At 65.6% G+C, this 14730-nt stretch carries 15 protein-coding genes; 4 read left to right on the top strand and 11 right to left on the bottom strand.

The annotated features are described in order from the left end of the window. Positions 1 to 99: 99 nt before the first annotated feature. Positions 100 to 1650 carry a molybdopterin-dependent oxidoreductase gene (locus HMI57_RS15270; protein ID WP_171586925.1) on the bottom strand — a complete coding sequence of 517 codons (1551 nt, stop codon included), beginning with the start codon at positions 1648 to 1650 and terminating at the stop codon, positions 100 to 102. 125 nt (positions 1651 to 1775) lie between these two features. On the opposite strand from HMI57_RS15270, the gene moaA reads away from it, so the two are divergent. Further along, positions 1776 to 2855 carry a GTP 3',8-cyclase MoaA gene (moaA, locus tag HMI57_RS15265; protein ID WP_171586866.1) on the top strand — a complete coding sequence of 360 codons (1080 nt, stop codon included), beginning with the start codon at positions 1776 to 1778 and terminating at the stop codon, positions 2853 to 2855. Next, the gene (locus HMI57_RS15260) at positions 2856 to 3119 is read left to right on the top strand and encodes a MoaD/ThiS family protein (RefSeq protein WP_171586865.1); all 264 of its coding nucleotides are present in this window, start codon (positions 2856 to 2858) and stop codon (positions 3117 to 3119) included. A 95-nt stretch (positions 3120 to 3214) separates the two neighbouring features. On the opposite strand, the gene HMI57_RS15255 is transcribed toward HMI57_RS15260, so the two are convergent. From HMI57_RS15255 to truB, 8 genes are all read right to left on the bottom strand, one after another. Beyond that, positions 3215 to 4681, bottom strand: a complete 1467-nt coding sequence (locus HMI57_RS15255; RefSeq protein WP_171586864.1) for a pitrilysin family protein — start codon at positions 4679 to 4681, stop codon at positions 3215 to 3217. A 3-nt stretch (positions 4682 to 4684) separates the two neighbouring features. Next, positions 4685 to 6955 carry a polyribonucleotide nucleotidyltransferase gene (locus HMI57_RS15250; RefSeq protein ID WP_171586863.1) on the bottom strand — a complete coding sequence of 757 codons (2271 nt, stop codon included), beginning with the start codon at positions 6953 to 6955 and terminating at the stop codon, positions 4685 to 4687. Between the two features lie 282 nt (positions 6956 to 7237). After that, a complete protein-coding gene (gene rpsO / locus HMI57_RS15245; protein WP_019483462.1) occupies positions 7238 to 7507 on the bottom strand; it encodes a 30S ribosomal protein S15 in 270 nt (89 codons plus the stop codon). 125 nt (positions 7508 to 7632) lie between these two features. After that, on the bottom strand, positions 7633 to 8625 hold the full coding sequence (locus HMI57_RS15240; RefSeq protein ID WP_171586862.1) for a bifunctional riboflavin kinase/FAD synthetase: 993 nt from the start codon (positions 8623 to 8625) through the stop codon (positions 7633 to 7635). A gap of 71 nt (positions 8626 to 8696) precedes the next feature. Then, positions 8697 to 9365, bottom strand: a complete 669-nt coding sequence (locus tag HMI57_RS15235; RefSeq protein ID WP_171586861.1) for a DUF4345 domain-containing protein — start codon at positions 9363 to 9365, stop codon at positions 8697 to 8699. Positions 9366 to 9429: 64 nt separating this feature from the next. After that, entirely contained in the window at positions 9430 to 9900 is a 471-nt protein-coding gene (locus tag HMI57_RS15230; protein ID WP_171586860.1) for a hypothetical protein, read from the bottom strand. Next, positions 9897 to 10268 (bottom strand): hypothetical protein, encoded by a 372-nt coding sequence (locus HMI57_RS15225; RefSeq protein ID WP_171586859.1) that lies wholly within the window; start codon positions 10266 to 10268, stop codon positions 9897 to 9899. Before HMI57_RS15225 ends, HMI57_RS15230 begins: the two co-directional genes overlap by 4 nt. Next, a complete protein-coding gene (gene truB, locus HMI57_RS15220; protein ID WP_346655230.1) occupies positions 10265 to 11224 on the bottom strand; it encodes a tRNA pseudouridine(55) synthase TruB in 960 nt (319 codons plus the stop codon). The genes HMI57_RS15225 and truB overlap by 4 nt, the downstream gene beginning before the upstream one ends. Positions 11225 to 11351: 127 nt before the next feature. On the opposite strand from truB, the gene HMI57_RS15215 reads away from it, so the two are divergent. After that, a complete protein-coding gene (locus HMI57_RS15215) occupies positions 11352 to 12515 on the top strand; it encodes an aminotransferase class I/II-fold pyridoxal phosphate-dependent enzyme (RefSeq protein ID WP_171586857.1) in 1164 nt (387 codons plus the stop codon). Between the two features lie 186 nt (positions 12516 to 12701). Beyond that, a complete protein-coding gene (locus HMI57_RS15210; protein WP_171586856.1) occupies positions 12702 to 13889 on the top strand; it encodes a ScyD/ScyE family protein in 1188 nt (395 codons plus the stop codon). Between the two features lie 108 nt (positions 13890 to 13997). Here the strand turns inward: HMI57_RS15210 and rbfA are convergent, their stop codons facing one another. Beyond that, positions 13998 to 14459 carry a 30S ribosome-binding factor RbfA gene (rbfA, locus tag HMI57_RS15205; protein WP_171586855.1) on the bottom strand — a complete coding sequence of 154 codons (462 nt, stop codon included), beginning with the start codon at positions 14457 to 14459 and terminating at the stop codon, positions 13998 to 14000. 29 nt (positions 14460 to 14488) lie between these two features. Next, positions 14489 to 14730: hypothetical protein (locus tag HMI57_RS18900; RefSeq protein WP_216607573.1), on the bottom strand; the 242-nt coding region annotated here is incomplete at its 5' end.

Here is a 14730-nt window from a genome sequence, read left to right as displayed (position 1 = left end):
CTACCTGCCGTGACGGTTGCCTCTGGTTCTCCACCCTAGGCCCTGCCGAGGGCGTTGGCGGGGATGAGCGGGAGGGAAAAGCTGGAAGATCCGGGCGCCTCAGGAAACGGTGAAAGTCACTGAGTGCAGACCTGTGGCGCCGTCGGGCGTGACCGGCGCGGCACGGTCCACCTGCACGGCTCCGGTGCTGTCGACGGCGCGGACCTGCACCGTATGGGATCCGGGGGCCAGGTCCACCGCAGCGCTGAACTGGCGCCAGGTGTCCCGGGAGATTTCGGTGGCCAGCCTGGCGGGCTGCCAGGCTCCCTCGTCCACCCTCACCTGGACCGATTCGATCCCGCGGTGCTGGGCCCACGCGTACCCGGCGATCTGGACCGTTCCCGCGGGCACTGTCGACCGTTCCCGCGGCACGTCGATTCGTGACGACGTCTTCACCGGGCCCCGCTCGGACCAGCCACGGGTGGACCAGTAGGCGACGTCGTCGTCGTACCTGGTGACCTTCAGCTCGGTTACCCATTTGGTCGCCGAGACGAAGCCGTAGAGTCCGGGAACCACCAGGCGCACCGGAAAGCCGTGCTCGACGGGGAGGGTTTCACCGTTCATTCCGACGGCGATCAGCGAGTCCCGGTCATCGGTCATGGCGTCCAGCGGGGTGCTGGCGGTGAATCCGTCGACGCTGCGCGAAAGGACCATGTCGGCCCCCTCCTGCACGCCCGCCATGGCCAGCAGCTCGCGGACCGGCCAGCCGAGCCATTTGGCGTTGCCGATCAGGTCACCGCCCACCACGTTCGAGACGCAGGCGAGGGTGATGTAGCTTTCCACCAGCGGCATCGCCAGGAGTTCGTCGAACGTCAGCTCCACCTCGCGGTCCACCATCCCGGTGACCCGTAGCCGCCAGGTGCCGGGGTCCACCACGGGCACCACCAGCGCCGTATCGATCCGGTAGTACTCGTCGTTGGGGGTTACGAGCGGTTGGAGGCCATCAACGCCGAGGTCCGCACCCGCGGGGATCACCGCCGCCGCCCTCCCCGGTGCGGTGTCGGGTACCGGGAGCCGGATCTGTTCCCGGGCCTGCGTCACAAGCGACTGGCTGTTCCGGACCAGGGACGCGGCGGTCCCCGCGAGTGCCGCGACCGCGCCGCCTACCCCCACCCCCAGCAGGAACTTCCGGCGCGCCACCGGTCCGGGGGTCCCGACGTCGGCCGCCCTGCGGGGCTGCCAGGCGGCGAGCCGGTCGGTCAGGACGGAGAGCAGCATGACACCTAGCACCAGTGCCACCACCGGGGCCGCGAACGCGGCAGTCGAGGACTGGGGGCGCGCGGCGACGGCGGCGATGCCCGCCAACCCGAAGACCAGCACCAGACCCGCCCCGGCGCGACGCCAGCGGTACTCAAGGATTCCCGCCCCGGCCGCAACGCCCCCAATGACCAGAAACATTGAGACAAGGAACACCAGTTTGTCCGCTGTGCCGAACGTCTCAATCGCCCAGTCTTTGACACCGGGAGGAAGGGCATCGATCACTGTGGAGCCGACCGCTGTCACCGGGGAAACCGAGGGACTGACGAATGCAGCCGTCAGTTCGGCGGCAATCACGGCGATTGCCACAGCAATCAGCCCGGAAAGTGCAGCCCACCCGTTGATCCGTCCCATACCGGCGAACCGTCCCGTCTCTTCGTCGTCACTAGCCCAACGTCTGTGGCCGCTCAACAGTTCGCCGGGCGAGAATAAGACCCCACCGAATAGTGGGCCCAGCTGAAAGGGCGTAATCTCGAAGGATGGGAATTGAACTGGGTATGCCGCACATCGGGGTCCAGCGTCCCACGGATGCCGGACCGGGACTCATGGACAGTTTTGGCCGCAAGGCCACTGACATGCGCCTGTCGTTGACGGACAAATGCAATCTTCGCTGCACCTATTGCATGCCCGCTGAGGGCCTGGACTGGCTGCAGAAATCGGCGGTGCTCTCCCGGGAGGAGATCGTCCGGCTGGTCCGGATCGGCGTCGACAACCTCGGCGTCCGCGAGTTGCGCCTGACCGGCGGTGAACCGCTGGTCCGCGCCGACCTGCTGCAGATCATCAGTGACATCCGCGCCAACCATGCGGACCTGCCTATCTCCATGACCACCAACGGCCTGGGACTGGATAAGAAGGCGCAGGCCCTCAAGGACGCGGGGCTGAGCAGGATCAATGTGTCGATGGATTCGCTCCACCCCGACACATTCGCCCAGCTGACCCGGCGCCCGTTCCTCGACCGCGTGCTGCGCGGTATCGAGGCGGCAGCCGAGGTAGGGCTGGGCCTGGTCAAGATCAACGCCGTGCTGATGCGGGGCATCAACGACCACGAGGCACCCGACCTGCTCGAGTGGGCGGTCTCCAAGGGCTTCGAGTTGCGGTTCATCGAGCAGATGCCCCTGGACGCGGACCATGGCTGGACCCGGGACGGCATGATCACCGCCCTGGAGATGCGCACCCTTCTGGAGCAGAAGTTCGTGCTCACGTCCGACCCGCGGAACCGGGACGGCGCCCCCGCCGAACGTTGGGAGGTGCGGCGCATCGGCGCACCGGACATCGTTGTCGGGACCGTCGGCATCATCGCCTCAGTCACCGAGCCGTTCTGCGCCGATTGCCGCCGGACCCGGGTCACCGCGGAGGGCAAGATCATGAGTTGCCTGTTCTCCCGCGAGGAAACCGACCTGCGGGACCTGCTGCGTTCAGACGCCGACGACGACACCATCGCCGCCCGCTGGCAGGACGCCATGTGGGCCAAGCCCAAAGCCCATGGAATGGGCCACGTGGGTCTGGGCTCGGAGGACTTCGTCCAGCCGGACCGCAGCATGAGCGCGATAGGCGGCTAGATGCTGGTTCGATATTTCGGCGCCGCGCAAGCCGCAGCCGGTGTTGCAGAAGAGCGCCTCGACCTGGGATCAGCTCCCCTCGCGGACGTCCTCGATCACATTACGTCCCGCTACGCGTCACCGGTGAAACCCGGTGCTCCGTCGATGATCCAGGTGATCGGGCGCAGCAGTTTCCTCCTGAACGAGGTGTCGTTGCGGGACCGCAGCCGTGAGCTCGGAGACGACGACACCCTCGACATCCTCCCGCCCTTCGCTGGCGGTTAACCACCCGGCCCAAGCCAGCCGCAACTAAAACCGATGAGCGACGCGCCCCTGCCGGGGACGCGTCGCTCGTCGGTTTTGCGTGAATCGAACCTTAGCTAGTGACCGAAGTCAGCTGGTGTGTCGAACGGTCCGACGACGGTAATGGTGCGCGGCGCGGCGGCCAGCTCAGCCGCGAGTTCCCGCACCTGCTCCTTGGTGACGGCGTTGACCCGGGCGAGCACCTCGTCCAGTCCGAGGAACTCCCCCGAGACCAGTTCTGCCCTGCCGAGCCGCGACATCCGCGAGCCGCTGTCCTCCAGAGCCATCACCATGCCGCCGGAGAGCTGCCCGACGGCGCGGCGCAGCTCGTCGGCCGAGATGCCGTCGGCTGCGAGCCGGTCCAGTTCGGCACCGAGCAGGTCGATCACCTGTCCGGTCTTCGCTGGGGAGCAGCCTGCGTACATGGCGAAGTACCCGGCATCGGCGTAGGAGGCCGAGAAGGAGTAGGTCGAGTAGACCAGTCCGCGCTTCTCCCGGATTTCCTGGAACAGCCTTGATGACATGCCCCCGCCCAGCACGGCGTTCAGGACGCTCATAACGAACCGTCGCTCGTCGGTGGCGGTGATCGACGGGCAGCCGACCAGGATGTTCGCCTGCTCCACCGCACGGCGGATCACGCGGATCCCGCCGGTGCTTTCAATCGCGACCGGCGTATCAGACCGCCGGGCGACGGGCAATGCGTCCTCCTCGAGGGTCCAGCCGGCGGTGCGCAGCGCGTCGAGCACCAGAGAGCAGACCACCTCGTGGTCCAGCCCGCCTGCTGCGGTGACCACGAGCTCGGAGGGCCGGTAGTACCTGCGGTAGTGGTCCAGGACAGACTCGCGGGGAACGGCTTTGATCGCCTCGGGCGTACCGCCGATGGGCCGGCCCAGCGGGTGTGAGCCCAGGACGGCCTCGACGAACTCTTCGTGCGCGACGTCGGCGGGGTCGTCGCTGTCCATCGCGATTTCCTCGAGGATGACGTCGCGTTCCTGCTCCAGTTCGTCGGCGTCAATCACCGCGCTGGTCACCATGTCTGCGATCACGTCGATCGCCATGGGCAGGTCCGCGTCCAGTACCCGGGCGAAGTAGCAGGTGTGCTCCTTCGCTGTGGCAGCGTTCGACTCGCCGCCCACCTCGTCGAACGCCTCGGCAATCTCGAGCGCGGTGCGCCGGGTGGTGCCCTTGAAGAGCAGATGCTCCAGGAAGTGGGTTGAGCCGTGCTGGCCCTCGGCCTCGTCCCGGGATCCGACGCCCACCCAGAATCCGATGGTCGCCGACCGCTGGCCGGGCATCGCCTCGGTGAGGACACGCACCCCGCCGGGAAGCACCGACCGGCGCACAACGGCGCCGCCCAGGGTTCCGGCGACCAGGGTAGGATCCTGCGCCGCAGGAGAGCCGTCGGCCGTAGGCGCCGGGGTGGGCACCAACGGCAGGAGGATCGAGGAAGGGCCAGTGCGATTCTCGTGTGAAACGGCCACCGGCCCCGTTCCCGACGAAGTGTCGGGAACGGAGCCGGAGGCGTTGTTAGCTAAGACAGCCATTCGTTAGTTGTCGTCGCCCTCTGCTGAGCCAACCGAGACTGCCGAAGCGTCGTCGGTGGCGGCGTCGTCGGCAACCACTGGGGAGAGCGAAAGCTTTCCGCGGTCGTCGATCTTGGTGATTTCAACCTGGACCTTCTGGCCCACCGAGACAATGTCGTCGACGTTGTCGACGCGCTTGCCGTTGGCCAGCTTCCGCAGCTCGGAGATGTGCAGCAGCCCATCCTTGCCAGGGGTCAGGGAGACGAAGGCACCGAAGGTGGTGGTCTTGACGACCGTTCCCAGGTACCGCTCGCCAATCTCAGGGACCTGAGGGTTGGCGATGGCGTTCACCGCGGCGCGTGCAGCCTCGGCCGCACCACCGTTGGTGGCGCCGATCAGGACGGTGCCGTCATCTTCGATGGAGATGTCAGCGCCGGTGTCTTCCTGGATCTGATTGATCATCTTGCCCTTGGGGCCAATGACCTCGCCGATCTTGTCAACCGGGATCTTCACCGAGATGATGCGTGGCGCGAACTCGGAGAGCTCGTCCGGCACGTCGATGGCTGCCTCAAGGACACCCAGGATGTGCAGGCGGGCTTCGCGGGCCTGCTTCAGTGCTGCTGCCAGCACCGAGGCGGGGATTCCGTCGAGCTTGGTGTCCAGCTGAATCGCTGTCACGAACTCGGAGGTACCGGCAACCTTGAAGTCCATGTCACCGAAAGCATCTTCGGCGCCGAGAATGTCGGTCAGTGCCGCGTAGCGGGTCTGACCGTCAACGACATCGGACACCAGGCCCATGGCGATACCAGCGACGGGTGCCTTCAGAGGCACACCGGCGTTGAGCAGCGACAGGGTTGAGGCACAGACCGAGCCCATCGACGTCGAGCCGTTGGAGCTCAGCGCCTCGGAGACCTGGCGGATGGCGTACGGGAATTCCTCACGGCTCGGCAGGACCGGCATGAGGGCGCGCTCTGCGAGGGCACCGTGACCGATTTCGCGGCGCTTCGGGGAACCGACGCGGCCGGTTTCACCGGTGGAGTAGGGAGGGAAGTTGTAGTTGTGCATGTAGCGCTTGCGCGTTACCGGCGACAACGAGTCGATCTGCTGTTCCATCTTGAGCATGTTCAGCGTGGTGATGCCCATGATCTGGGTTTCGCCGCGCTCGAAGATTGCCGAACCGTGGACGCGGGGCAGCACCTCGACCTCGGCGGTGAGCTGACGGATGTCGCTCAGGCCACGGCCGTCGATACGGATCTGGTCCTTGAGGATACGCTGCCGGACAACGCTCTTGGTGACCGAACGGAAAGCAGCTGAGAGCTCCTTTTCGCGGCCTTCGAACTGCCCGGCGAGGTCAGCGATGACGCTGTCCTTGAGGGCGTCGGAGGCGAGGTCGCGCTCCTTCTTGTCAGCGATCTGGAAGACCTCGGTCAGCTTGGCTGCTGCTGCCGACTCGACTGCTGCGAAGACGTCGTCCTGGTAGTCAAGGAAGACCGGGAACTCGACGGTTGGCTTGGCGGCGCGGCCGGCAAGGTCGGCCTGGGCGTCGCAGAGGGCGCGGATGTACGGCTTTGCCGCTTCCAGGCCGTCGGCCACGATCTCTTCAGTCGGCGCGGTGGCGCCGTCTTCCTTGATGAGCTTCCACGAGTTGTCGGTCGCTTCAGCTTCGACCATCATGATGGCGACGTCGTCACCCTCGGGTCCGCTGACAACACGGCCGGCGACGACCATGTCGAAGACCGAGTTCTCGAGCTCGGAGTGCTTGGGGAAGGCGATCCACTGGTCCTCGCCGCTGCCGTCGGACACGAGTGCCACGCGGACACCGCCGATGGGACCGGAGAAGGGAAGGCCGGAGAGCTGCGTCGACATCGACGCGGCGTTGATGGCGACGACGTCGTACCGCACGTCGGGGTTGATTGCCAGGACGGTGACGACGATCTGGACCTCGTTGCGGAGGCCCTTCACGAACGCCGGGCGCAACGGGCGGTCCATCAGCCGGCAGGCGAGGATCGCCTCGGTGGAGGGGCGGCCTTCGCGGCGGAAGAAGGAGCCTGGGATACGCCCTGCGGCGTACATGCGCTCTTCAACGTCGACGGTCAGGGGGAAGAAGTCGAAGCCTTCGCGGGGGTGCTTGCCAGCGGTCGTTGCTGACAGGAGTGCAGTGTCTTCGTCGATGTACACCATTGCGGCGCCAGCTGCCTGCTGTGCAAGGCGGCCAGTCTCGAACCGTACGGTGCGCTTGCCGAACCGGCCGTTGTCAATAACGGCTTCGGCGAATTGGATTTCGGGACCCTCCATAGAGAGTCACCTCCGTTTCTGTTTAGCGAGCCTTGCCGGAACCTGTCCACCGTCTTCGCGGTGGATGTCGCATCCGGTCTTCGATCGAGATCCACGGGGGCTCACGTGTCGTCGGCACTGAAAAGTGTGCTGGACACGCCGTCTGCTCCCGGAGACCACTACCGAGGACCGCGAATGCGCGGTGCCTGCCTGGCTCCAATGTGTTGAGTTGTTCGTGTGGCCGGTGGCCACATGTGGAAGGCGGCTCCTTCCGTCAAGGAAGGCGCCGCCCCACGTGTCTTACTAGCGGCGCAGGCCGAGACGCTCGATGAGCGTACGGTAGCGCGTGATGTCAGTCTTGCGCAGGTAGTCCAGCAGACGACGACGGCGTCCAACCATCAGAAGCAGGCCACGACGCGTGTGGTGGTCGTGCTTGTGCATCTTGAGGTGTTCGGTCAGGTCGAGAATACGGCGGGACAGCATAGCAATCTGCACCTCAGGTGAGCCGGTATCGGCTTCCCCGGTTGCATATTCCTTGATGATTTCCTGCTTGATAGCGGCGTCAAGGGCCACAATTAACTCCTAGAGTTGTACCGTGAACAAGTTTCCTGGTCTTCACTCCAGTCAATTTTGACTGTTGAGTCAAAGACACAGAAAGATCCAGCCACCACGGACTGCAGCCGGATCCACCGTCCAGTTTACCTGCTGAGGTGTTGTTCTGTCGAAAGGACCTCGCGGGTGCGTTCGACGTCGAGATGCATCTGTGCGATCAGTGCTTCGGGCCCGGTGTAGGCCACCATGCCCCGCAGCCGCGCCGTGAACTCAACGATGATGGTCTGCCCGTACAGGTCAAAGTCGGAGACCTCTTCCTGGGGCCGGTCAATGACATGGGCTTCAACGTGCCGGCTGACGCCCTCGAACGTGGGGTTCGACCCCACTGAGATGGCTGCCGGCCACCGGGTGCCCGCTTCATCCACCAGCCATCCGGCGTAGATTCCGTCGGCGGGGATGTAGCCCCCGGAGGCCGGGGACAGGTTGGCGGTCGGGTAGCCCAGCTCCCTGCCCCGCGCGGCACCGTGCACCACTTCGCCCCGCATCCGGTGCGGGCGTCCCAGGATCCGAGCCGCCGTGGCGACGTCGCCGTCCTCCAGTGCTTCGCGCACCCAGGTGGAAGAGCAGCGCCGGTCGCCGTCGGCCTCGGTCGGTTCGGTGGGGCTGGCACCGAAGTCGTCAATGACGATCACCTCGAAGCCGAGCTTCGCGCCGAGGTCCCGCATGGTGCCCAGGTCCCCGCTGTTGTCGCGCCCGAAGCGGACGTCGTGGCCCACCACCACCGCCCGGGCATTCAGGGCGTTGACGAAGACCTTGGTGACGAACTCTTCCGGCGTGTTCGCGGCCAGTTCGAGGGTGTAGTGCATCATGAGGAGCGCTTGGATGCCCATGGTGGCGAGGGTTTCGATCCGGTCCTCGAGGCCCATGATGAGCTCTGGCGCCTGGTCCGGCCGGTGCACCTTTGCCGGGTGCGGTTCGAAGGACACCACCACCGCCGCGGCGTGGTGGGACTCGGCGGCAGCCACCAGCTGCTGCAACACCCGCTGGTGCCCGATGTGGACGCCGTCGAAGTTGCCGATGGTGACCACAGATGGACCAAAACCATTCGGAACACTGGTCAGGTCATTCCAGTAGTACACGCATCTCCTCTTTCGTTTCCTCGTTCAGTGCTGCCGGCAAACCGCCGGGACAGCGTGCCCCGTGAATCCGGTTAGCCGCGGGCGGCGTATTCGTTGCGGATTTCGGTGGTCTTCGCAATGTATCGGTGCCACACCAGCAGGGCGGCCGGGAAGGCGAGTTCGATGACCATCAGGATGATCATCATGAAGTGGGGGGTGCCGGAGAACGCCCATGACAGAACACGGCCGATCCCGCCGATGAAGACCATCAGGCAGACCATCCAGAGCATGTTGGCCCACTCGAACTTCACGCCGATGGTGATGAACGCTGCGCCCACGCCCACCATCATCGCGGCGAAGAACCGGAACTGGCTTTCGAGGGTGGGGCTGGGGTTGCCGATGTCGGTGTCAGGCAGGCCCGAGGTCCCGGTGATCAGGTAGTACGCACCGAAACCGGCAAGGATCAGTCCGACCAGGACGACGACGGTCCGGAAGACGCCCCACTCCCCCTTGGCCGATTTGGGTTTGCTCGCCTTCTTTGAGCTCTTTGCTGCCGTTTTCGGATCCGACGACGGCGTAGCGGTCCGGGACGAGGCTCCGGGGGTGGCGCTCGGCTGACTGCCCGCTGGACGTGACTGGCCGGGGGCGGGGCTACCGGCGGGGCGTGACTGACCTGCCTCCGGGCTGGAGGGCTTGCTGCCGGAGCCTGGACGGGTGCTGTCCTGTGGATTGCCGGCGGGGTGATTCTCTGGGCTGGACATGAGGCTCCCTTATGGATGTGCCGCTACTGGTCGACGGTGGAATCTGTGTGCTGCTGTCATACTCTCACGCAGTGGGGCTGGCCCGCTCGGTAGCTGGTTCAACTGCACGCCCGCGCCGGTTGAGATAGAGCCACCAGAGCCCCAGCACCGGCAGCAGCAGGGGAACGAAACCGTACCCGCGTCCGAACAGCGACCAGACGGTGTCATTGGGGAACGCCTCGGGGTCGAGGAGGCTGAACAGTCCAACGGTCAGCACCCCGACCAGTTCCAGCCCGACCGCTCCCACCGAGATCCAGTACCAGCGTTGGCCGGGCATCGCGAGGGACACGGTTGCCAGGACATACACGCCGGCTGCAAGAGCTGTCAGCAGGTACGCCAGCGGAGCTTCAGCGAACTTGGTGCTGATCTGGAAGACTGCCCGGGCGGTTGCCGCCAGGGCGAAGACACCATAGACGGCAATGAGCAGCCGGCCCGGACCGCTGTTGCGGTGGCGCGTGGGCCCAGCGGAGTTCTTTTCGGTGCGGTGCGTTCTCACAGGGGCACCCGGTCCCAGATCTGTTCCATCCGGAACAGCATAACGAAGACGGTGATCCCGACGGCGCCGAGCACCACGTTGCTCCACCGGCTCCGCTCGAGGATGGCCCACCAGAAGCCGGCCAGCGGGATGCACAGCGCGGTGAGGAGGTAGCCCCAGAACTCCCAGGCTTCCCCGGCGATCGCTTCACCACCGGCCTGCCTGATGATGGCTGCCACACCGTAGACCAGCAGGAACAGTTCAACTGCAGCGATCGAGAGGATGGTGACGTCGTTGGGCGGCTGACGGATCGCTGCCGCGCCGAAGCAGATGACCGCAGAGGCCAGACAGACAATTACCCCGGCAATGAAAAACCCGTCAACGATCATGGTGCGGTGCCGTTCTCGCCAACGGTAGAGGTGTTCTCGTCGACGGCGGTGCCGTTGCCGGGCGCGAAGACCAACAGGGGACGCGCCCGGTCGGCCGAGTTTTTCAGCAGGGCGACCAGGGTGCCATCGGGAGCGAACGCGGCCACCGGACCGACGTCGTCCCCGGCTGGGATGAACCGTCCGTGGGACAGGTCGAGCGCCTCACCAGCTGAGAGTTCCCGGGGGGTGAAAAGGACCCGCGCCGCGTCGTTGATGGGCAGCAGGCGCAGGTCGGCGGCGAGCTCCTCAAGAGTGGAAGCCTGGTCCAGGGAGTAGGGTCCCACCTGGGTGCGCCGAAGCGCGGTCAGGTGGCCGCCGACCCCGAGGGCCCCGCCCAGATCACGGGCGAGGGCGCGGATGTAGGTGCCGGAGCTGCATTCGACAGTGACATCGAGGTCCAGCAGTGTCCCGTCAGCGTCCGGGCCTGTCGCGGTCCGGATGTCGTGGAGCTCGAACCGGTGGATGGTCACGGGACGGGCTGCCAGGACAACATCCTCGCCGGAGCGGACCCGGGTGTAGGCGCGCTGGCCCTTGACCTTGATGGCGCTGACGCTGCTGGGAACCTGTTCGATGTCGCCGGTGAGGTCCGCAATCCCTGCGCTAATGGCCTCGGGAGTGATACCGGCGGCCGAGGTGGTGGTGACCACGTCGCCCTCGGCGTCGTCCGTCACTGTTGACTGGCCGAGCCTGATGGTGGCGGTATAGGTCTTGGAGGTGCCCACCACGAAGGTCAGGAGCCGGGTGGCACGGTTGATGCCGACCACCAGCACCCCTGTCGCCATGGGGTCGAGGGTGCCCGCGTGGCCCACCTTCCGGGTTCCCGCGATCCGCCTCATCTTGCTCACGACGTCATGGCTGGTCCAGCCCTGAGGCTTGTCCACGATAATCAGTCCTGAGTGGACTTGCCCGGAATTCACGCCTCTCAGTATAGGCGCGATGCAGCGGCCCGCCGTCCGGCACCGGACCACACCCTGGCAGGCAGGGAGCTGCCACACCGCCGGGTCGACGGCGGCCAGTGAGCCCGGGCGGCGATACGCTTGGCCCATGCCGAACATCTCGACCCACACCGCTGCGCTGCCACCGAACCAGATCCGTGAAATCACGCAGGCTGCCTGGGCCACCCCGGGCGCGATAGTGCTCAGTATCGGCGAACCAGGATTTCCGGTAGCACGACACGTGCTGGAGGCCGGGATGGCTGCGCTGGACCGGGATGAGACGAATTACACACCCAACGCCGGCATCGCGCCCCTGCGTGAAGCCTTCGCCAAGCGGTTTGGCGACCAGAACTTTCTCGAGGTGGATCCCGGGCGGGTGTATGTGACAGCTGGCGCGCAACAGGGCCTGCACCTGGCGATGAGCCTGCTACTCGACGTCGGGGATGAGGTCCTGATCCCGAACCCCGGCTACCCCACGTTCGGCATGACGGCCCGCCTGCTGCATGCCGTTCCGGTGGAGTACCCGCTGCACGCCCAGCACGGGTTCCAGCCGCGGGTTGAGGATTTGGAGCGGCTGCTCGGGCCGCGCACCCGGGTGCTGGTCCTCAACTCGCCGTCGAACCCGCTGGGTGCGGTGTTCAGCGAGGACCTGACCCGTGCGCTGATGGAGTTCGCTCAGGCCCACGACCTGTGGATCATCTCCGATGAGTGCTACGAGTCATTCACCTACGATGTGCCGCACGTCAGTCCCGCTCGCTTTGAAGGGCCCGGATCGGAACGGGTGTTCACCTCGGTGACCCTGTCCAAGACGTACGGGCTGACCGGGATCCGGGTAGGTGCGCTGATCACCCCGCCGGGGATGCAGCAGCCCCTGGACAATGTGATGGAATCCATCGTCTCGTGTGTGGCGGCGTCGTCGCAGTATTCAGCCCTGGCCGCCCTGACCGGGCCCCAGGACTACGTCGCCACAGCTCTGGCTCATTACCGGCGCAATCGGGATGCCGCGTCGGCGGTCCTGGCTGCGCTGGGAATCGAATTCCTTGACGCGCAGGGCGCCTTCTACCTGTGGGCAGACCTCTCCCACGCCACCGAGGGAAACGTCAGGGACTGGGTGCACCGGATGCTGCGCCAGAAGGGTGTTGCGGTAGCTCCGGGCACCGCGTTCGGTTCGATTGGTGAGGGGTGGATTCGCATCTCGTTGTGCGGCGATTCCGACGAGCTGGTTGAGGGTCTGTCGCGCCTCCCGGGCCGCGCAGTAGGCAAGCCCGACTGAGCCCGGATCCGAAGCTGGCTGATATTTACATCAATTTTGGCTGGGTCTATCCTGTGAATGTTTTCGGCAATTTACCGTCCTAGGACGACGCTAACGCGGACGAGATGGGGGGCATGGGGCGCGCGGCGTTCTCGCCGGAACAAGGGTCTCACGTTGTTAATTTCGTCAATGTCGAGGAGATACACCGTGAAAAAAGCAACCTCCGCCGCGCTCGCATCAATTGCGCTTGCGGCGACCTTGGGCCTTGGAGCCGGCCCAGCGCATTCCTGGGGGTACAGCAAACCCCTACCCACGCCGGGCAAGACCACCACCTTGGCCGATGGACTCCTGTCGCCCCTGAGGCTGGCCCTCGGGTCTGGGAAATCGGTTGACGTCGCCCAGTCCTTCGGCGGGACCGTCGACCGCATCAAGTCGGATGGGTCGATCCAGCAACTCGACGCCATGCCCGGCTACTTCGCGGGTTCGGTATCGCGCTTCGGGGGGACTACCTACTACACGATGACTGTCGGTGCGGGTGAGGGAGTCCCGGAAGCCAACGAGTCCCTTCTTAAGTCGATCGACAAGAAGGGCAAGATCAGGACCATCACTGACATCGCCGCGTATGAGCGGTCGGCGAATCCGGATGGTGACACCATCTACGGGTTCCGGGACCTGGACGAGGAGTGCCTGGCCGCTCAGGTCAACCTCGGTCCGTTTGCCCGGTACCCGGGAGCCCAGGACTCCAATCCCTATGCCACGGTAGCCTTCCGCGGTCATGTGCTCGTAGCCGACGCGGGAGCCAACGCCATCTTCAAGGTCGACCGGAAGGGCAAGGTATCCACCGTCGCGGTCCTTCCGGCGATCCCCCTGGAGATCACCGAGGAACGCGCCACGGCGCTCGGACTCGATCCGTGCGCGATCGGATCCACCTACTATCTGGAGCCGGTACCTACCGACCTCGAGTTTGGGTGGAACGGAAAGCTTTACGTGACCTCCCTCCCCGGCGGGCCTGAGGATCCATCGCTCGGTGCCCTCGGGTCCGTGTTCGCCGTCAACCTGTGGAAGGGCACCACCACCCAGGTGGCCGCCGGGCTGGTCTCCCCCACCGGGGTGGCAGTGGACAGGCGCGGGAACCTCTACGTGGCTGAACTGTTCGCCAACCGGATTTCTGTGATCCCCCGCGGATCGTCGACGGCGCAGCCCCTGCTGGAGGCAACCCTGCCGGGAGAGGTGGAGCTGCGGGGGTCAACCCTGTACGCGACCACCGATGTGCTGCCCGGGGAAGGGACACCTCCCGACGGGAAGGTCATCAAGGTCAAGCTTAAGGGCGGACACGGCTGGTACAAGTCAGGGCAGGAACCGACCGGTGACACGGCCGACGTCAACCAGGACTGATCAGCAGGAACATCACCAGTGTTAACGCCGGGAGGGCGGGTCCGCAGCTGCGGACCCGCCCTCCTGGTCTGTACTGGCCTGGGGTGTACTGGCCTGATCTGTACTGGCCTACTTGGCTGTGTCGGGGCTTCCCGACTCAGCGTCGTCGTCCTCGTCAGGCTTGCGGTACGGGTCCGCGTCGCCAGCGAACTTTGCACCCTGGGCGATTGCCGCAACCTCGGCGTCGCGCTCCCGAGCGGTGCGCAGCAGTTCTTCGAGGTGGCTGGCGTTGACCGGGATTTCGTCGGGAACGAATTCGAGGGTGGGCGTCAACCGGGCGGTAATGTTCTTGCCCACCTCGGAGCGCAGCACTCCGCGGGCAGATTCCAAAGCGGTGCGGGTGGCTGCCTGCTCCTCAGCGTCGCCAAAGACCGTGTAGTACAGGGTGGCGTGCTGGAGGTCGTTGGTCACCCGCGCGTCGGTGATGGTCACGGCCTCGAGCCGTGGATCCTTGACCCGGCGGCGTAGAGCCTCAGCGACAATTACCTTAATCCGTTGGGCGAGCCGTGAAGCCCGTGCCGGATCTGCCATAACTAACTCCTCTTGCCTAAAAACTAAACTTACCCAGAAAGCTGGGACTTCATGTACCGCCGAGGGACCAGCATGGTCGCCGCTATTGTGACCCCGTAGAGCAACCCAGCCGAGCAACCGGCCGTCGTCGTTATCCGGCGGCCCGGGAGTGGCATCGGGCCTACCGGAGCTGGGCGGCCGACGACCGCAGGTCGTTGCCGCCCAGCGAAGGGGCGGGGCCGCCGGATAACGACGGCGCCCGCGCCCTCGAAGTGGGCAAAGGCGCCCCGGA

Origin of the sequence: Arthrobacter sp. 260, assembly GCF_013116745.1 — a bacterium.
GTDB lineage: Bacteria > Actinomycetota > Actinomycetes > Actinomycetales > Micrococcaceae > Arthrobacter_D.
Note: the sequence above shows the minus strand (reverse complement) of the source record. Positions and strands in the feature narration are given on the sequence as shown.

Coding starts and splice junctions, on each gene's coding strand:
- rbfA (WP_171586855.1), bottom strand. CDS start 14,459: ATGGCAGATCCGGCACGGGCTTCACGGCTCGCCCAACGGATTAAGGTA.
- HMI57_RS15215 (WP_171586857.1), top strand. CDS start 11,352: ATGCCGAACATCTCGACCCACACCGCTGCGCTGCCACCGAACCAGATC.
- HMI57_RS15270 (WP_171586925.1), bottom strand. CDS start 1,650: ATGGGACGGATCAACGGGTGGGCTGCACTTTCCGGGCTGATTGCTGTG.
- HMI57_RS15260 (WP_171586865.1), top strand. CDS start 2,856: ATGCTGGTTCGATATTTCGGCGCCGCGCAAGCCGCAGCCGGTGTTGCA.
- HMI57_RS15255 (WP_171586864.1), bottom strand. CDS start 4,681: ATGGCTGTCTTAGCTAACAACGCCTCCGGCTCCGTTCCCGACACTTCG.
- HMI57_RS15250 (WP_171586863.1), bottom strand. CDS start 6,955: ATGGAGGGTCCCGAAATCCAATTCGCCGAAGCCGTTATTGACAACGGC.
- moaA (WP_171586866.1), top strand. CDS start 1,776: ATGGGAATTGAACTGGGTATGCCGCACATCGGGGTCCAGCGTCCCACG.
- HMI57_RS15235 (WP_171586861.1), bottom strand. CDS start 9,365: ATGTCCAGCCCAGAGAATCACCCCGCCGGCAATCCACAGGACAGCACC.
- HMI57_RS15225 (WP_171586859.1), bottom strand. CDS start 10,268: ATGATCGTTGACGGGTTTTTCATTGCCGGGGTAATTGTCTGTCTGGCC.